Raw genomic sequence first — 16,512 nt, 5'->3', positions numbered from 1 at the left:
TGTCGTTTGCTCCCGAAACTCAATTCTTGCGCGCCATGGCGATCAGTTCCCGCGCGCCATGGCACTCATTTCTCGCGCGCCATGGCCCTCAATTTTCGCGCGCCATGGCGCGACGCGCGATCGCATCGAACGAGATCGCCAGCACCACGATCCCGCCACTGACCACCGACTGCCAGTAGGGAGAGATGCCGAACAGGACGATGATGTTCTCGATGATGCCGATGATCACCGCACCCAGTACCGCGCCCAGCGGGCTGCCGAGCCCGCCGGTCGTCGCCACGCCGCCGATCACCGCCGCGGCGATCGGCGCCAGCACCCAGGTCTCGCCGATCGACGGCTGTGCGCTGCCGAGGCGCGCGACCATCAGCATGCCGGCCACGGCCGACAGCACGCCGGCGGTCACGAACGCACCGGTGCGGATCGCATTGACCCGGATGCCCAGCATCCGTGCCGCATCGGCATTGCTGCCGATCGCATACACGTAGCGCCCCAGCGGCGTACGCTGCATGACGAACGCCACCACCGCCAGACAGACCAGCAGGATCACGAACGGCACCGGCACGCCGCCGATCGCGCCGCGCCCGAGAAAGGCGATGTCGCCGGGGATCGAGGTGATCGCAACTCCCTTGGTGACGACGAGGATGATGCCGCCATACACACCCGCCATGCCGATCGTCAGCACCAGCGAGTGCAGACGCAGCCGCGTGACCAGCGTGCCGTTGATCCAGCCGCACAGCCCGCCGAGCATCACGCACAGCAGCAGCGCCAGCCACGGATCGAGGCCGAGCTGCACCATCAGCACGCCGCCGGCGATGCCGGCGAGGCCGCCGATCGCGCCGACCGACAGGTCGAGCTCGCCGAGGATCATCAGCACCGACTGTCCGATCGTGACCAGCCCGACGAAGGCCAGCGACCGGGCGATGATCATCAGGTTGAAGCCGGTGAGGAAATACGGCGACAGCAGCGAGGCCGCGACGAAGATGATGATCAGCGCGGCCGTCACCCCGCCGAGCGGATTGCCCAGCAGATGTGCGGCGATCCCGCGCAGCGCGATGCCGCGCCTTGGCGCGGCGACGGTCGTCTCAAGCGGCATGACGCTTCTCCCCCGCGCCGACGATCGCGCCCACGAGCGTGTCGGCCGGCGTTGTGGCCTGGTCGAAGGAGCCGTTGATCCGGCCTTCGTACATGGTGATGATCCGCGAGGCGCAGCGCTGCAGCTCGGTCATTTCCGACGACACCAGGATGATGCCGACGCCCTCCTCGGCGAGACGCTGCATGATGCGGTAGATCTGGAACTTGGTGCCGATGTCGATGCCCTTGGTCGGCTCGTCGAAGATCAGCAGACGCGGCCGCCGTGCCATCGCGCGGCCGATGATCGCCTTCTGCTGGTTTCCGCCCGACAGGAACATGATCTTCTTGTCGGCCGACGACGAGCGCACGTCGAAGTCGCGCATCACCGTGGCGACGCGCTCGCCCTCGCGCGCCGACGCGATCACGCCGCCGCGCGCGAGCTGGTCGAGGATGCCGAGCGAGATGTTCTCGCGCAGGCTGAGGCGCGGGAAGATGCCGTGATGCTTGCGCTCCTCGGAAAGATACACCATTCCGCGGGCCACCGACCGGTCGGGCCGTCCGCGCGGCAGCGCGCGGCCCTCGAACAGGCATTCGCCCTGCCGCGTCGGCCGATAGCCGAAGATCGACTGCATCAGCTCGGAGCGCCCGGCGCCGACCAGCCCGGCAAAGCCGAGGATCTCGCCCCGGCGCAGCTCGAACGAGATGTCGTGGAACCCCGGCCCCGACAGTCCGCGAACCGACAGGATCGGGTCCGCCGCCACATCGCCCGCGCCACGCGGCTGGAAGCGCTCCTCCAGCGCGATCGCGCTGCCCGCCATCAGCTGCACCAGACTATGCTCGGTCATCGCCGCCATCTCGTAGCTGCCGACGCTGCGTCCGTTGCGAAGGACGGTGACGTCATCGCCGAGATCGAAGATCTCGTCCATCTTGTGCGAGACGAACACGATCGCGCATCCGGCCGCGCGCAGCTCGCGGACGATGCGGAACAGATGCGCGGTCTCCGACGCCGTCAGCGACGAGGTCGGCTCGTCGAGGATCAGCACGTCGAACGCCGCCCGTCCCGCCGCGCGCGCGATCTGCAGGAGCTGCTGGTCGGGCACGCTGATCGTATCCACCCGGTCATCCGGCCCGGCATGGATGCCGAACCGCTCGATCAGCGCCGTCGCCGCACGGCGCATCCCGCCACGCGACAGCGTCAGACGCCCGAAACCCGTCGCCGCGAACGGCATGAACATGTTCTCGGCGACGCTCATCGGGCCGAACAGGTTGAGTTCCTGCGGGACATAGGCGATGCGCCCGAACAGCGTGCGATCGGCCAGCGCATCCGCGCCATCGATTTCGATGCGGCCCTCGTCGGGGCCGACCAGCCCGGCCAGCACCCGGATCAGCGTCGACTTGCCGGCCCCGTTCTCGCCCGCCAGCACATGCACCCGCCCGGGCCGCAGCGCGAGATCGACGTGATCGAGGGCCACGACGCCCGGATAGGCCTTGCGGATCGCCTCGAGCCTGACGACGGGGCCGGGGAGGTCGCTCATCTCGCCGCGCCCGCCTGCAGCGATGCCTTGGTCAGGATGTCGATGCCGGTATCGATGAATTTCGGCGTCTTCTGCCCCACCGCCTTCTGCCAGGCGGCGATCACCGCCCAGTAGCCCTGCATTTCCGGGCGCGACGAGGCCGAGGATTCCGCGACACCGTCGCGGATCAGCTCGATCATGTCGTTGAGGTTGTCGAGCCCGACCTCCGCCACCTTGCCCACGCGTCCGTTCTCGCGGATCGCCTGGCCGATGCCGACCGGACCGGCCGCATCACATGCCACCCACCCCGCGAGATCGGGATGCGACTGCATGATCGCCGCGGCCTGTTTCTGCGCGGTCTCGATGCTGTCATTGTCGATGCCGGTCGCGACCACCTTGATGTCGGGATATTTCGCGAACGCCTTCTTCTCGCAGGCGGCGCGTTCGGCATGGTTCGGTGCCGTCGGCACCCCCATCATGATCGCAACCGCGCCCTTGTGGCCGATGAGGCCCGCGAGCCGATCGGCGGCGAGCGTGCCCTGCTCGCAGAAATCCGCGCCCACCGCCGTCACGTCGAGACCCTCGGGGGCGGGAGAATCGAAGATCGTCAGCCCGACCCCCTGCTGGAGCGATTCCTCCATCGCCGCGCGATTGCCCTTGCCGTCGAGCGGATCGAGCAGGATGCCGGCCGGGTGTGTGGCGATGGAGCGCTCGATGATGTCGTTCTGTGCCGAGACATCGGCCGTCTGCGGCGCTGCATACTCGACCGTGATCTTGCGTCCGGTGAGCTGGCTGAGGCTGTCGGCGGCGGCCCTGGCACCGTCATTGACCTTGTCGAACCACGGATGGACGACCTTCGGGACCAGCACGAAGCGCAGCGGCCCCGTATCGGCGGCGCGCGCGCCTTGCGGCACGAACGAAAGAGCGGTCGACGCGCCGAGCAGCAGCGCGGCGAGGGTGGTGGTGGAACGTTTCATTCCCTTGGTTCCTCTGCGGCGGAAACTCGTTGCGCGGTTCCGCTCGTGGTATCGGGTGAGGGTGCGCCGAAAGCGCGCGCCTCAGTCGTTCGCGACGGCGTAGCGCCGGTCGAGTTCGTTGATCCCGGCGACGTTCTTCGCCGAGGCGCTGTTCGGATCGAAGGTCTGCGCGACCCACGCATCGGCGATGCTCTTGGCCAGTTCCGGCCCGATGACCCGCGCGCCCATGGTGATGATCTGCGCGTCGTTCGACAGCGCGGCGCGCTCGGCCGAATAGACGTCATGGGTCTGTGCGGCGCGGATGCCGCGGATCTTGTTGGCCGACATGCACACCCCGATGCCGGTTCCGCAGCACAGGATGGCGCGGTCATAGGTGCCGTCGAGAATGGCGAGCCCCGCCCGCTCGCTGAGCCCGGCATAGAGCTCCGCGCCTCCCTGCGGGGCGTCGGAGATATTCTCCACCTCGATCCCCGGATGGTTCGCCAGATGGGTGGCGAGGATGTCGGCCAGTCCCTTGCCGGCGCTGTCGCCGCCGATGGCAATGCGCATGTTCAGTCTCCCTCGATGTTGGTGCCGACCGTCATCGCGCGGTCGTTGTGGGTGATGCCGTCGCCGGGTGTGGCGATCTGCAGGGCGATGCCGGCGTCCTCGAGCCGCGCGCGCACGCCCTGCGACAGCCCGTCATCGGTGATGACGAGGTCGAAATCGCTGAGCGGCGCGAGCCGGTTGAGCGCGCTGACATCGAATTTGTGGCTGTCCACCAGCAGGATCCGCCGCTCGACGATCTCCATCATCGCCAGCTTGGCCTTGATGACCTGCTGCTCCTGGTGAAAGGCCGTCACGCCATGGATCGCCGAGACCGACATCAGCAGCGTGTTGGCCCGCAGCATCCCCAGCGACGCCTCGCACAGATTGCCGAAATAGGCGTCGAAGCGCGGCTCGTACTGGCCGCCGAGCCCGATCAGGTTGATCTCCGGCCCGCCGGCGAGGCGGTTGGCCGCGCCGAGGCTGTTGGTGATGACGGTGAGTTCGCCGATGCGCAGGAAATGGTCGGTCAGCAGGCCCGCCGTGGTGGAATCGTCCAGCACCACGATCTCGCCGGGCCGCAGCAGCCTCGCGGCCGCGGCGGCGATGGCGCGCTTCTCGCGCATCGCATGCCGGGCGCGATGCACGACCGAGGTTTCCATCCGCCCGTCCGACAGCGTGGTCACGCCGCCATGCACGCGACGGATCAGCCCCTGTGCGGCCAGCGCCTCGAGATCGCGATGCACCGTCATGCGGCTGATGGCGAAGCGCCGCACCAGATCGTCGGCCTGCGCGCTGCCATGCTCGATGACGAATTCCAGGATCGCCCGCCGCCGTGCGGCGACTGCCGATGTCTCCGTGATCCGGGCCATGCTCTGTCGCGACCTCCATCGCCGGACCGGCGCCCGGCGGCTATCGTCGTATCAGCCGATGTATCAAAACACCCGATACAAACGATACATAATCTCTGGAGATGCGGTCGTAAAGTGCGACAAACGGGATAAAGACGATCACTTTCGTCTCAACGCCACAGCCCCGCCGGCCGCTGATGCGGCTGGCGGGGCTGCGGGTCGGCGCCGGAGACGGGCGTGTCAGGCCAGGCTCAGCCCGACATCGACATTGTTGCGGGTCGCGTTCGAATACGGGCAGATCTGGTGCGCGGCGGCGACCAGCGCCTCCGCATCGGCGCGATCGACGCCCGGCAGCTCCACCTTCAGGTCGGCGGTGATGCCGAAGCCGCCCTCCGAGCGCGGGCCGATGCCCACCGTCGCGGTCACGCTGGTCTCGGCCGGAACCTTCAGCTTGAGCTGCTGCCCGGCCACCTTCAGCGCGCCGATGAAGCAGGCCGAATAGCCGACCGCGAACAGCTGCTCGGGATTGGTGCCGTCGCCGCCGGCGCCGCCCAGCTCCCTCGGGGTCGAGAGCTTCACCTCCAGATGCCCGTCCTCGGACCGGGCGGAACCCTCGCGTCCACCGATGGCGGTGGCGGTGGTGCTGTATTTGACATCGACGGTCATGGATCGAACCTTTCATCGCCGTTCATTATCGCGATAACCAAATCTGGACCGGATGTGGTCCCCTGTCCAGCAAAAACATTATCGCGATAATTATTTCATGCTACACACCGCCCGTGGCCGATCCTGACCCCTCCCTGCCGCCGCTGCCGCTCGACCAGCAGCTCTGCTTCGCGCTCTACGGTGCGTCGATGGCGGTCGGCCGCGCCTACAAGCCGGCGCTCGACCGGCTCGGCCTCACCTATCCGCAGTTTCTGGTGCTCCAGGCCATCGAGGAGCAGGACGGGCGCGGCATCACCGCGATCGCCACCCGGCTCGGCCTCGAACTCAGCACCATCACCCCGCTCGTGCGCCGGCTCGAGGCGGCCGGTCTGGTCACCCGCGAACGTCATCCCGGCGACGACCGCCAGGTCCGCCTGCACCTGACCGAGGCCGGCCGGGCGCGCTGGGCGAATTGCGGCTGCCTGGCCGAGGTGATGCTGTCCCGTTCCGGCCTGTCGGTGCCCGACCTGCGCGCCCTGTGCGCGCAGGTCGCGGCCCTGCGCGACGCGCTCAGCGCGGCGGTGGACTGAGCGACCGCCGGACGCTCACCCGGCCGCCCCGGTCAGCCGCGCCGCCAGTGCCGCCGCCTGCTGGCGGATCTCCGGGATCGCGCTCGATTCGAACAGCGCGCCCAGCCGCGCCGGCCCGATCGCCCACAGCCCCGCCACAGGCGCGCCCTGCGCATCCTCGATCCGCCCCTCGGCGGTGAGCGCGAAGCCGATCCCGTCGCGCCCCGGCCGCGCCAGCCCCTGTGCGAACAGCGCCGACGCTAGCGCGCATCCGCCCTGCCCATAGCGCAGCGACGTCCCGGTGCAGCAGATCGCATGGTCGGCGCGCAGCGCGAACGCCCCCTCGGGCCCGCGCGCCTCGATCACCAGCCCGTCCCCGCCCGCATCCCGCCGCAGCGCCTCCACCCGCCCGCGCCGCAGGTCCAGCACGCCCTGCGCGCGCAGCCGGTCGATCTCGTCGGCGACGGCCGGCGCCATGCGGTGCCGCGCCACCTCCCACCGGTGCCGCAGATGGCGCTGGAACCGCGCGCGCTCGGCCTCGGGTGCTGCCTGCCACAGCGCGTTGCTGACCGGCCGCAGGCTGTCGACCGCCGCGCGCCAGTCGGCCCCGCCGGCGATCGCGCGCCGCAGCGCCACCAGCAGCGCCAGCGCCCCCGGCGGCGTGCCGGGCGGCACGGCGGGGGCGGCGAGCGGCGTCACCGTCCGGTGCGCCTGCGGCAGCCTCCCGTGCCGCGACAGCGCGACCAGCCGGCCGCGATGCCCGCCGGCGCGCAGCGCGAGCACGGTGTCCACCGCGGTCAGCCCGGCGCCGACCAGCACCACCTCTGCCTCGGCGCCGATGCCGCCCGGCAGACGCAGCCGCCACGGATCGGGGTGGAGATGCCCGCCCAAGGTCGGGTCGCCGGTCGGATCGTCGGCGGGGCAGGGGAGTGGCGCGGGCGGCAGATGGCCGAGCGCCAGCACCACCTCGTCCGCCAGCACCGTACCGCCCCCGTCGAGCGTCACCGCCCAGCCCCGCGCCGCGCGCCGCAGCCCCATCGCCCGCGCCTGCCTGACCTGCGGTGCGGCCTCGTCGAGCAGTGCCCGCAGATAGCGTCCATAAAGCCCGCGCGGCACGAAGTCCGCCGCATCGGCCGACGGATCGCGCGCCCGCAGCCAGTCGATGAAATGCTCCGGCCGGTCCGCATCCGCGCCCATCGCCCCGGCGCGCACATTGAGCACGTGTTCCGGATGCCGCGTCGCATAGGCCAGCCCCGGCCCGGGCACCGACCCCGCCTCGACCAGCACACAGCCTTGTCCCCGCCGCCACAAGGCGCGTGCCAGCAGCGTGCCCGAGGCGCCGGCGCCGATGATCGCGATCGTCGGCCCGGCCGGTGCGCCCGAGGACGGTTTCAACACGCCCGGCATCGGCCCGCACCCCCACCCGGCGGCCATGACGACAGGCGCCCCCCGGTCCGCGTCCTGAAACAGGCGCTCATCGTCCCGTCGCCTCCGTCGGCAGTGCCGCGCCATCGACCAGGATCGCCCGTGCCGCCGCGCTGTAGCTCCCGTCCGCCTCGTGCAGCACCAGCCCCGGCAGCAGCCGCCCCGGCGCGCGCGACAGCCGCCGTCCGGCCACCAGCACGATCCGCGCCGCCCGCCCCGCCTTCGGCCACAGCGGCAGCGTCGTCAGCCCGCCGAACCCGGCCGCATGCAGCACCGCCATCGCCTCGCCGTGCCGCGCGGCGGGCAGGACATAGGTCAGGCTGCCGCCCCGGCGCAGACGCGGCGCGAGACATCCGGTCCATGCCGCCAGCAGCCCGCCCGGCGCGCGCCGGGCGAGGTCGCGCCGCATCTCGGGCGACGCGCTGGACGCCGCCTCGTGCCAGGGCGGATTGGCGAACGCATGGTCGAACGGCGCCTCCAGCCCCGGATCGGGCGGCAGCGCCGGCAGAAGCGCCTCGATGATCCGCAGCCCCCCTTGCGCATTGGCGTGCAGGTTGTCGCGCGCGATCGCCGCCGTGCCGGCATCCGCCTCGATCCCGACCCCGTCGAGGCCCGCCACCCGCCAGGCGAGACACAGCAGCCCCGCCCCGCTGCCGGTGCCGGCCTCCAGCACGCGCTGTCCCGGCCGCGCCGCCACCGCGGCCGCCAGCAGCACCGGCTCGATGCCGGTCCGGTGCCCGCCGCGCGCCTGGCCGTGCATCACCCGCCCGCCGAGCAGGGTCTGCGGCCGGCCCCCGTCGCTGTCGTCCTCTGCCTCGCCCATCCCGCGAGGCTAGACGCAGGCGGGCCGGCTGTCGCCGGTCCGGGCGTGCTTGACCGTCTCAGGGCCGCCGCTCATATCTGGCGGAGCGAGGCTTGCCTCTCGCCATTTGCGGTTGTGCCGCCGCGGGAAGGGATCGGTTTGGAAGCGCAGGACACCGTGCACGAGGCCCACACGCCAGCCATCCCGTCGGGTGTCCGCTCCGAGGGCGACGCCCTCGCACGGCTCTACGACAGCGTCGCCGACGACATGGAGGCCACCAACCGCACCATCGTCGCGCGCATGGACAGCCCCGTCCCGCTGATCCCGCAGCTCGCCGCCCATCTCGTCGCCGCCGGCGGCAAGCGCCTGCGTCCGCTGCTGGTGCTGGCCTCGGCGCGTCTGTGCGGCTACACGCCCGGCCCCGACGGCATCCGCCGCCACGTCAATCTCGCCGCCTGCGTCGAGTTCATCCACACCGCCACCCTGCTGCACGACGACGTGGTCGACGAGAGCCACATGCGCCGCGGGCTGGCCAGCGCGAATGCCGTGTTCGGCAACAAGGCCTCGGTGCTGGTCGGCGATTTCCTGTTCGCCCGCGCCTTCCAGCTGATGACCGATGACGGCGCGCTGCGGGTGATGGCGATCCTGTCGGCGGCGTCCGCCACCATCGCCGAGGGCGAGGTGCTGCAGATGAGCACCCAGAACGACCTCTCCACCTCCCTCGAACGCTATCTCGAGGTCATTCACGGCAAGACCGCCGCCCTGTTCGCCGCCGCCTGCCGGGTCGGCGCGGTGGTGGCCGAGCGCCCGGCGGCCGAGGAGATCGCGCTCGAGACCTACGGCACCAATCTCGGCATGGCGTTCCAGCTCGTCGACGACGCGCTCGACTACGCCGCCGACCAGGCCCGTCTCGGCAAGACCGTCGGCGACGATTTCCGCGAGGGCAAGATCACCCTGCCGGTGCTGGCCGCCTACGAGGCCGGTGACGAGACCGAGCGTGCCTTCTGGCGCCGGGTGATCGAGGACAGCGACCACACCGAGGCCGATCTCGCCACCGCCCTCGACCTCATCGACCGGCGCGGTGCCATCGCCCGCACCCTCGACCATGCCCGCCGCTACGCCGACGCCGCCTGCGCCGCCCTCGACGTCTTCCCTCAGTCGCGACTGCGCCGCCAGATGACCGACATCGCCCGCTACACGGTCGACCGCGACCGCTGAAACGGCGGCCCGGCCGCCCACCACCGACCGGAGAGATCAGCCCGACCCGTCCAGCAGGCCGATCTGGCGTGTCAGCGCATCGAGCCCGAACGGCTTGATCAGCAGGGCCATGCGCGGACCGAGATCGCCATCGCGCAGCACCGTGGTCTCCGCATAGCCGGTGATGAACAGCACCTTCAGCTCCGGCCGCCGCTGCAACCCCGCCTCGGCGAGCTGGCGTCCGTTCATGCCCCCCGGCAGGCCGACATCGGTGACCAGCAGGTCGATCACGCCCGGCGCCTCCAGTGCTGCGAGCCCGGTGGTGCTGTCATGCGCCTCGATCACGCGGTAGCCGAGCTCGCCGAGCAGTTCGCGCACCGCCAGCCGCACCGTGGGCTCGTCGTCGACCACCAGCGCCACCCGGCCCGTCCCGCGCGGCGGCTCGGCGCGCGCGGGCGGCTCGCCATGCGCCATCGCCGCCGCCGCCGCCGCATGCCGGGGCAGCAGGATCGTCACCGTGGTGCCGCAGCCGGGCTGGCTGGCGATGCCGACCGCCCCGCCCGACTGCCGCGCGAAGCCGTAGATCATGCTCAGCCCCAGCCCGGTGCCCTGACCGAGCGGCTTGGTGGTGAAGAACGGATCGAAGGCCTTCGCCGCCGTCTCCGGCGACATGCCGGTGCCGGTATCGGCGATCGCCAGCGACAGGTAGTCGCCGGCGCCGATGCCGAACCCGCCGGCCGCCTCCTCGTCGAGCACGACATCGCGCGTCTCGATCCGGATGCTGCCGCCATGAGGCATCGCGTCGCGCGCATTGATCGCGAGGTTCAGCACCGCGTTCTCGAGCTGCGAGACATCGACACGCACACCCCAGCTCGCCGTCAGGTCGCATTCGAGCGTGATCTGCGGCCCCACCGTGCGATCGATCAGCTCGATCATGCCCTCGACCAGGGCATTGACATCGGTCGGTCGCGGATCGAGCGTCTGCCGGCGCGAGAAGGCCAGCAGCCGGTGCGTCAGCGCCGCCGCCCGCCGCGCCGCGTCGCGCGCCGCACCGACATAGCGCTCGAGCCCCCGGTGGTCCTGCTGCGACAGCCGCCGCTCGATCAGGTCCAGCGCGCCGACGATGCCGCCGAGCAGGTTGTTGAAATCATGCGCAAGCCCGCCGGTGAGCTGACCCACCGCCTCCATCTTCTGCGCCTGGCGCAGGGCGACCTCGGCGCGCAGCAGCTCCTCCGAGCGCTCGGCGACGGGGCGTTCGAGCGTCTCGTTGAGCAGCCGCAGCCGCGCCAGCGCATCGTCGCGCTCCGCCTCCACCGCCCGGCGCTCCTCCATGTCGATCAGCACGCCGGGAAAGCGCGTCGGCACCCCATCGGCATCGTGCTCGACGCGGCCATTGGCCTCCAGCCAGTAATAGCGCCCGTCCGCCCGGCGCACCCGGTAACGATGCGCATAGGGACCGCCGCGGGCGATGGCCGCATCGATGGCACCGACCAGCCCGGCATGGTCGTCGGGATGCACGGTGGCGATCACCTGCGCGAGACTGAGCCCCGAGCGCCCCAGCCCGGGATCAAGCCCGAAGGCGGTGGCGAACGCCTCGTCGACGGTGAAGCGGTCGGCGGTCAGGTCCCACACCCAGGTGCCGATGATCGCGCCGGCGGCCAGCGCGAGCTGCACGCGTTCGGCATGGCGGCGCTCGACCTCGCGGCTGTCGATCAGCGCCATCTCGGCCTGCACCCGCTCGGTGGTCTCCTGCACGATCACCAGCACACCCTGCGGGCGGCCGTCATCGCCGAGCACCGGGGCATAGTCCAGATCGAGCCAGACCTGCTCCGGCCGGCCATGCCGCAGCACGGTGAGCTCCTGGCCGCGATACGACAGCGTCTGCCCCGCAAGCCCGACCCGGATGACGTTGTCGTTGAAGTCGGCGATCTCCGGCCATGCCTCGCGGACCTTCGCCCCCAGGCAGCCGGGATGGCGCGGCCCGGCGAATTTCCGGTAGCCGTCATTGTAGATCATCACGCCGTCGATGCCCCAGAGCAGCACATAGGGCACCTGCGACAGCAGCATGTGCGTCACGGTGTAGATCAGCCCCGGCGGCCAGGCGGCGATCGGCCCCAGCGACGTCGCCGACCAGTCGAACCGGCGGATGCGGTCGGCCAGCTCGCCATCGGGCACATTGATCAGACGGAAATTCACACCCGGACTCCGGCGTGTTGCGGGTCGCCACCCTGCGTCCGACCATCGTGCAGACGTCCAGCCAGATTCAACGCGACAGCCCCCGCCGCGATCCCGAACAGTGTCGCACCCACGCCCTGCCCGACCAGCACCGCCGGCGCCCCGCCCCACTGCGCGCCCAGCAGCACGAACGGCACCGTGCCCAGCGTCGCCCGTCCCCAGTTGAACGCGGTCGCCAGCATCGGCCGGCCGAGATTGTTGAACGCCGCATTGGCGACGAACAGCGAGCCGGTGAAGATGAAGCTGCCGGCGAGCCAGTGGCAGAACAGCGCGATCAGCGCCGCCGTCTCGCCGCTGGCCGAGAACGCGCGCAGCACCAGCGGGCAGCCCGCCGCCAGCAGCGCCCACGCCCCCAGCACCCAGGTGATGGTCACCGCGAAGCTCGCCCGCAGCGTGCCGCGCACCCGCTCCGGCCGTCCCGCGCCGAGATTCTGCCCGATGATCGGCCCCACCGCGCCGGTCAGCGCATAGACGAAGCCGAACGCGAAGATCGAGATGCGGTCGATCGTCACCTGTCCCGCCACCGCCGCCACGCCGAAGCGCGCCATCACATGCGTCGTCACCGCGGTGCCGAACGGGGTGGCGAGATTGGTGGCGATGGCCGGCCCCGCCACCACGCCGATCTGGCGCAGATCGCCGCGCAGACGCCCGGCGCGTGGCCGGCCGACCAGGTGATGGACGCCCAGCGCACCCCCCATGCCGAGCCACGCCACCAGGCTGCGCGACAGCACCGTGCTCGCCGCCGCCCCGTCCAGCCCCCAGCCGGACCACGGGCCCAGACCGTAGATCAGCAGCGGGTCGAGCAGCGCGCTCGTCGCCGCCCCGGCCAGCGCATTGGTCATCGAGCGCCGCGCGTCGCCCGCGCAGCGCAGCAGCCCCGAGCCGAGCATGCCCAGATACATCCCCGGCAGCCCGCAGGCGGTCTCCAGCAGGAAGCGCGCGGCATGATCGGCCACCACCCCCTGCGCGCCCAGCAGATGCAGTGCCGGGCGACGCAGCGCGATGGTGAGTGCCGCGACCGCGATCGAGGCCGCCACCATCGCCACCGTGCCGCTCGCCGCGATCCTGCGCGCGCGTCCACGCCGCCGCGCCCCCAGAGCGCGCGCGACGCTGGCCACCACGCCGACCGTCAGCCCGATCGACAGCGCCTGCTGGAAGAAGCCCACCGTGGCCGCAAAGCCGATCGCCGCCATCTCGCGCCGGTCCGGCAGGTGCGCGATGTAGATCATGTTGATCAGGTCGACCGCGAACATCGCCAGCAGCCCGATCGCGCCGCTGCCGCTCATCACCACCACATGGCGCAGCAGGCTGCCCGTCACGAAACGGGCAGGCGCGGAGGCGCGCGGCGGCGGCGGGCGGGCGGACAAGTCGGGCGGGGCTTCCGGGCAGGGCGGTGGTGATGAGCGGTCGGGCCGAGGCTTTGTCAAGGCGGTTTATTTTCGCTGCGGCAGGCAGCCGCCCCGATCGGGTCGCGTTCGCGCAGGCGTTGGGACACGGCAACCTCCGCCCCGGCCACAGAGTACAGACCAGAAGAGACGTCCGACGATGCGCAACCCCGACTTCCGAACCCCGCCGACGATGACCCTGCAGGTCATGCTCGCCGCCGGCAGCCAGGCGGTGGCTGCCTCCACCGATGCCGTGCGTCGCGCCCTGTCGGCCTCCACGCGCGGCGCCCAGGCCGACCTGCTGTTCTTCGAGGCCTGGGAGCGCAGCCCGACCCTGGGCGGCATCCAGCGCATCCGCCAGCTCCGCCGCGCCAACCCGGCCCTCGCCGCCGAGCTGCGTGCCGAGATCGAACGCCGGCCGCAGCGCACCGCCGCCCGGTCCTGAACCACGGGCTGTCTTCCCGCGCCGCCCCGAGGTTCCCTAGGATGGACGCAGCCCCATCCGAGGAGAACCCGGTCCATGCTGCGCCCGCTGTCGCTGTGTCTCGCCCTGCTGCTGCCCGCCATGGCGATCGCCGCGCCGATCCCGGTGCATGTGGTGGTCGTCACCACCTTCGAGCTCGGCGCGGATGCGGGCGACGTGCCGGGCGAGTTCCAGAACTGGGTGACCAGGTTCCCGCTGCCGCAGACCCTGGCCTTCCCCGCCGGCTATCACCCGCTGCGCTACGATCCCGCCACGAAGGTGCTCGGCATCGTCACCGGCGAGGGCCCCGCACGCGCCGCCAGCTCGATCACCGCCCTCGGCCACGACCCGCGCTTCGACCTCTCGCACGCCTACTGGGTGCTGGCCGGGATCGGCGGCATCGACCCGAAGGCCGGCTCGGTCGCCTCGGTGGCCTGGGCGCCGCATGTGGTCGATGGCAGTTTCGCGCACGAGATCGACGCGCGCGAGATCCCCGCCGACTGGCCCAACGGCTTCACCCCGATGCAGGCCGCCCGCCCCGACGCCCAGCCCCGCCCGGCGATCAGCTCGGTTTGGGGGGACGCGGTGTTCACCATCGACCCCGCCCTGCTCGCCCACGCCTATGCCATCAGCAGCCAGGTCGCCCTGCCCGACGACCCGAAGCTCGCCGCCGGCCGCGCACGCTATGTCGGCTTTCCCGCCGCACAGAAGCCGCCCGCGGTGATCGAGGGCGACACCCTCGCCTCGCCGATCTTCTGGCTGGGGGCGCGGATGAACGACTGGGCCGAGGGCTGGGTGCGCTACTGGACCGACGATGCCGGCCGCTTCACCACCACCGCCGAGGAGGATGCGGGCTTCATGGAGGCGCTGACCTTCCTCGCCCGCGACCACCGCGCCGATCTCTCCCGCGTGCTGGTGGTCCGTTCGGCCAGCAACTACGACATGCCCCCGCCGGGGCAGAGCGCGCCTGAGATGCTGGAGGGCGAGATCAAGGAAATGGGCTTCTCCGGCTTCGTCCCCTCAATCGACAATCTCTACGCCGCCACCGCGCCGGTGGTGCGCGACCTCGCCGTCCATTGGACGCCGCACGGCGACGCGGCTAAGCAGTCTCCCGCGAACTAGCCCCGTCCCTCAGTTGCGGAAAGCCTGCCCGTATGTCCGACACCCCGCCCGACCGTCTTTCCGCCGACCCGACCAGCCCGTTCCACGACGCCGCCCTGCTCGAGCGCGGCGTCGGCATCCGCTTCAAGGGTGTCGAGAAGACCAATGTCGAGGAATACTGCATCTCCGAGGGCTGGGTGCGCGTCGCCGTCGGCACCTCGCTCAACCGGCGCGGCCAGCCGATGACGATGAAGCTGCAGGGCCCGGTCGAAGCCTGGTTCCGTGACGACGCCGGACCGGGGGCTCAGAACCCCGAATAGCCGCCATACCCGACCCCGGCCGAATGCATCAGGATCGAGCCTTCGATCCACAGCAGGGCCGGGATCAGCAGGTAGCGCAGGGCCAGCATCAGCACCAGCGGGCTGAGATCGACCATCCCGGTATCGGGCAGGATGCGCCGGATCGGTGCCAGCACCGGTTCGGTGATCCGATAGAGGAAATCGCCGATCCCCCACACCAGCCGGTTGTGCCGGTCGAGCACGTTGGCGGCGAGCAGCAGGCTGTAGATGCACATGATGATCAGCACCCAGCTGTAGAGCCGGATCAGCAGGAACAGCAGGGCGAAGAGCGAGACGATCACGGTATGGGAGGCTCGGCGCAGGAGGATGGGGCGCGGACCCTAGCCGCGCGGCGCGCGCGAGGCAAACAAACCCCGCTTACGACGCTTGACTTGCCCCCGCGTTCGTCTAGAACCCGCATCCGCACGGCGGGGCTGTAGCTCAGTTGGGAGAGCGCCTCGTTCGCAATGAGGAGGTCAGGGGTTCGATTCCCCTCAGCTCCACCACGCCGTGTCCAGCACGATCCGAAAAGCACCGCCTGGCCTTGTTTCCCAGGGCATTGTGGCGGTCATATGTCCGGGATGGCTCGGCAGAGACCTGGTCGCGCCAGATCGGACATCGCGGTTGAGCCGAGTGGCTTCGTCGATCTGACGCATCGGCTGGTGTCGAGTGATACTTACCGTGTGTATCTTCGATCGACGCGCCAACACACGGTGTGTGTAATAGTCACATGGGCAGCACCGACCTGATCCGTGAATTGAAGAAAGCCGGTTGGGTCGAGGTCCGGGTCCGTGGGTCGCACCACATTGTCCGGCATCCCGACCACGCTCATCCGATCACGGTGCCGCCCCGAAGAAGGATCTCGGCAAGGGTCTGGTCGCCGCAATCGCAAGCAGGCCGAATTGAGCCGAGCCCGGCGGAGGACACAGAGATGCGCTATCCCATCATGATTGAGGTCGGCGACGACGATACGGCGTTCGGCGTGGCAGTTCCGGATCTGCCGGGATGCTTCTCGGCCGGCGACACTCTCGATGACGCTGTCACCAACGTTCGAGAGGCCGCTGCCCTGTGGATCGAGGACGCACTCGATCGCGGGGCCGCGATCCCTGCTCCGTCCCGGATTGATGCAGTGCGCACCGATCCGCAGTGGGCCGGCTGGGTGGTTGGGGTCGTCGAGGTCGATCCGGCGCTGTTCGACAGCTCGGCAGAGCGCGTCAACATCACGCTGCCACGCAAGGTTCTTGCTGCCCGCGTTACCTGCCGGTGACGTGACCCCCGTTTTTCATCCAGCGGAAGCGAGAGTCCTGTCTTGATCTGAGCCATCGTTGATGGCGGGTGCAAGAGGCCGAAGCGCGGAGCCGTCAGGTTGCGCAGCGGTTCGGCCGGCGGTTTCGATGACGGCGCGGGCGTAGTC

At 70.6% G+C, this 16,512-nt stretch carries 17 protein-coding genes and 1 tRNA gene; 7 read left to right on the top strand and 11 right to left on the bottom strand.

What is annotated here, in order from left to right:
* Positions 1–88: 88 nt before the first annotated feature.
* The 6 genes from FHR90_RS00090 to FHR90_RS00065 form a co-directional block, all read right to left on the bottom strand.
* Complete coding sequence (locus FHR90_RS00090) at positions 89–1,093, bottom strand: ABC transporter permease (protein ID WP_176623633.1); 1,005 nt, start codon at positions 1,091–1,093, stop codon at positions 89–91.
* On the bottom strand, positions 1,083–2,606 hold the full coding sequence (locus tag FHR90_RS00085) for a sugar ABC transporter ATP-binding protein (protein ID WP_176623635.1): 1,524 nt from the start codon (positions 2,604–2,606) through the stop codon (positions 1,083–1,085). The genes FHR90_RS00090 and FHR90_RS00085 overlap by 11 nt, the downstream gene beginning before the upstream one ends.
* Entirely contained in the window at positions 2,603–3,562 is a 960-nt protein-coding gene (locus FHR90_RS00080) for a substrate-binding domain-containing protein (protein ID WP_176623636.1), read from the bottom strand. The genes FHR90_RS00085 and FHR90_RS00080 overlap by 4 nt, the downstream gene beginning before the upstream one ends.
* A gap of 81 nt (positions 3,563–3,643) precedes the next feature.
* Positions 3,644–4,111 carry a D-erythrulose-4-phosphate isomerase gene (gene derI, locus FHR90_RS00075; RefSeq protein ID WP_176623638.1) on the bottom strand — a complete coding sequence of 156 codons (468 nt, stop codon included), beginning with the start codon at positions 4,109–4,111 and terminating at the stop codon, positions 3,644–3,646.
* A gap of 2 nt (positions 4,112–4,113) precedes the next feature.
* Entirely contained in the window at positions 4,114–4,959 is an 846-nt protein-coding gene (locus FHR90_RS00070) for a DeoR/GlpR family DNA-binding transcription regulator (protein WP_176623640.1), read from the bottom strand.
* Between the two features lie 219 nt (positions 4,960–5,178).
* On the bottom strand, positions 5,179–5,604 hold the full coding sequence (locus FHR90_RS00065) for an organic hydroperoxide resistance protein (RefSeq protein ID WP_176623642.1): 426 nt from the start codon (positions 5,602–5,604) through the stop codon (positions 5,179–5,181).
* A 113-nt stretch (positions 5,605–5,717) separates the two neighbouring features.
* Here FHR90_RS00065 and FHR90_RS00060 point away from each other — a divergent pair, with 113 nt between their 5' ends.
* A complete protein-coding gene (locus FHR90_RS00060; protein WP_266152885.1) occupies positions 5,718–6,173 on the top strand; it encodes a MarR family transcriptional regulator in 456 nt (151 codons plus the stop codon).
* 15 nt (positions 6,174–6,188) lie between these two features.
* Here the strand turns inward: FHR90_RS00060 and FHR90_RS00055 are convergent, their stop codons facing one another.
* Together FHR90_RS00055 and FHR90_RS00050 are read right to left on the bottom strand one after the other, a co-directional pair.
* On the bottom strand, positions 6,189–7,559 hold the full coding sequence (locus FHR90_RS00055; protein ID WP_183274550.1) for an FAD/NAD(P)-binding protein: 1,371 nt from the start codon (positions 7,557–7,559) through the stop codon (positions 6,189–6,191).
* Between the two features lie 67 nt (positions 7,560–7,626).
* The gene (locus FHR90_RS00050) at positions 7,627–8,400 is read right to left on the bottom strand and encodes a tRNA1(Val) (adenine(37)-N6)-methyltransferase (protein ID WP_183274549.1); all 774 of its coding nucleotides are present in this window, start codon (positions 8,398–8,400) and stop codon (positions 7,627–7,629) included.
* Between the two features lie 246 nt (positions 8,401–8,646).
* Between FHR90_RS00050 and FHR90_RS00045 the strand changes: the two genes are divergently transcribed.
* Positions 8,647–9,597, top strand: coding sequence for a polyprenyl synthetase family protein (locus FHR90_RS00045; protein WP_176626375.1), 951 nt, complete (start codon positions 8,647–8,649; stop codon positions 9,595–9,597).
* A gap of 36 nt (positions 9,598–9,633) precedes the next feature.
* Here FHR90_RS00045 and FHR90_RS00040 read toward each other — a convergent pair whose 3' ends face one another.
* Positions 9,634–11,772: an ATP-binding protein gene (locus FHR90_RS00040; protein WP_266152884.1), complete on the bottom strand. Its 2,139-nt coding sequence runs from the start codon at positions 11,770–11,772 to the stop codon at positions 9,634–9,636.
* Positions 11,769–13,178 (bottom strand): MATE family efflux transporter, encoded by a 1,410-nt coding sequence (locus FHR90_RS00035; RefSeq protein WP_221188181.1) that lies wholly within the window; start codon positions 13,176–13,178, stop codon positions 11,769–11,771. Before FHR90_RS00035 ends, FHR90_RS00040 begins: the two co-directional genes overlap by 4 nt.
* Before the next feature lie 178 nt (positions 13,179–13,356).
* Here FHR90_RS00035 and FHR90_RS00030 point away from each other — a divergent pair, with 178 nt between their 5' ends.
* From FHR90_RS00030 to FHR90_RS00020, 3 genes are all read left to right on the top strand, one after another.
* Positions 13,357–13,641: a hypothetical protein gene (locus FHR90_RS00030; protein ID WP_183274548.1), complete on the top strand. Its 285-nt coding sequence runs from the start codon at positions 13,357–13,359 to the stop codon at positions 13,639–13,641.
* 75 nt (positions 13,642–13,716) lie between these two features.
* Positions 13,717–14,781, top strand: coding sequence for a purine-nucleoside phosphorylase (locus tag FHR90_RS00025; RefSeq protein ID WP_176625615.1), 1,065 nt, complete (start codon positions 13,717–13,719; stop codon positions 14,779–14,781).
* A 32-nt stretch (positions 14,782–14,813) separates the two neighbouring features.
* Complete coding sequence (locus tag FHR90_RS00020) at positions 14,814–15,080, top strand: DUF3297 family protein (RefSeq protein WP_176625617.1); 267 nt, start codon at positions 14,814–14,816, stop codon at positions 15,078–15,080.
* Here the strand turns inward: FHR90_RS00020 and FHR90_RS00015 are convergent.
* Positions 15,065–15,400, bottom strand: coding sequence for a YggT family protein (locus FHR90_RS00015; protein ID WP_176625619.1), 336 nt, complete (start codon positions 15,398–15,400; stop codon positions 15,065–15,067). The genes FHR90_RS00020 and FHR90_RS00015 overlap by 16 nt on opposite strands.
* 128 nt (positions 15,401–15,528) lie before the next feature.
* Between FHR90_RS00015 and FHR90_RS00010 the strand changes: the two genes are divergently transcribed.
* A tRNA-Ala gene (locus FHR90_RS00010) sits at positions 15,529–15,604 on the top strand.
* Between the two features lie 224 nt (positions 15,605–15,828).
* The gene (locus FHR90_RS17275) at positions 15,829–16,365 is read left to right on the top strand and encodes a type II toxin-antitoxin system HicB family antitoxin (RefSeq protein ID WP_183274547.1); all 537 of its coding nucleotides are present in this window, start codon (positions 15,829–15,831) and stop codon (positions 16,363–16,365) included.
* The last annotated feature ends 147 nt before the right edge of the window (positions 16,366–16,512 follow it).

Source organism: Endobacter medicaginis (genome assembly GCF_014192375.1).
Lineage (GTDB): Bacteria > Pseudomonadota > Alphaproteobacteria > Acetobacterales > Acetobacteraceae > Endobacter > Endobacter medicaginis.
The sequence above is the reverse complement of the archived record's forward strand: the minus strand, read 5'-3'. Positions and strand labels throughout refer to the sequence as shown.

Bases quoted from the DNA above. Each gene is read 5' to 3' on its own strand.
- FHR90_RS00090 (WP_176623633.1), bottom strand. From the start codon at position 1,093: ATGCCGCTTGAGACGACCGTCGCCGCGCCAAGGCGCGGCATCGCGCTG.
- FHR90_RS00055 (WP_183274550.1), bottom strand. From the start codon at position 7,559: ATGCCGGGCGTGTTGAAACCGTCCTCGGGCGCACCGGCCGGGCCGACG.
- FHR90_RS00025 (WP_176625615.1), top strand. From the start codon at position 13,717: ATGCTGCGCCCGCTGTCGCTGTGTCTCGCCCTGCTGCTGCCCGCCATG.
- FHR90_RS00085 (WP_176623635.1), bottom strand. From the start codon at position 2,606: ATGAGCGACCTCCCCGGCCCCGTCGTCAGGCTCGAGGCGATCCGCAAG.
- FHR90_RS17275 (WP_183274547.1), top strand. From the start codon at position 15,829: ATGGGCAGCACCGACCTGATCCGTGAATTGAAGAAAGCCGGTTGGGTC.
- FHR90_RS00065 (WP_176623642.1), bottom strand. From the start codon at position 5,604: ATGACCGTCGATGTCAAATACAGCACCACCGCCACCGCCATCGGTGGA.
- FHR90_RS00030 (WP_183274548.1), top strand. From the start codon at position 13,357: ATGCGCAACCCCGACTTCCGAACCCCGCCGACGATGACCCTGCAGGTC.
- FHR90_RS00050 (WP_183274549.1), bottom strand. From the start codon at position 8,400: ATGGGCGAGGCAGAGGACGACAGCGACGGGGGCCGGCCGCAGACCCTG.
- FHR90_RS00020 (WP_176625617.1), top strand. From the start codon at position 14,814: ATGTCCGACACCCCGCCCGACCGTCTTTCCGCCGACCCGACCAGCCCG.
- FHR90_RS00070 (WP_176623640.1), bottom strand. From the start codon at position 4,959: ATGGCCCGGATCACGGAGACATCGGCAGTCGCCGCACGGCGGCGGGCG.
- derI (WP_176623638.1), bottom strand. From the start codon at position 4,111: ATGCGCATTGCCATCGGCGGCGACAGCGCCGGCAAGGGACTGGCCGAC.
- FHR90_RS00045 (WP_176626375.1), top strand. From the start codon at position 8,647: ATGGAGGCCACCAACCGCACCATCGTCGCGCGCATGGACAGCCCCGTC.
- FHR90_RS00080 (WP_176623636.1), bottom strand. From the start codon at position 3,562: ATGAAACGTTCCACCACCACCCTCGCCGCGCTGCTGCTCGGCGCGTCG.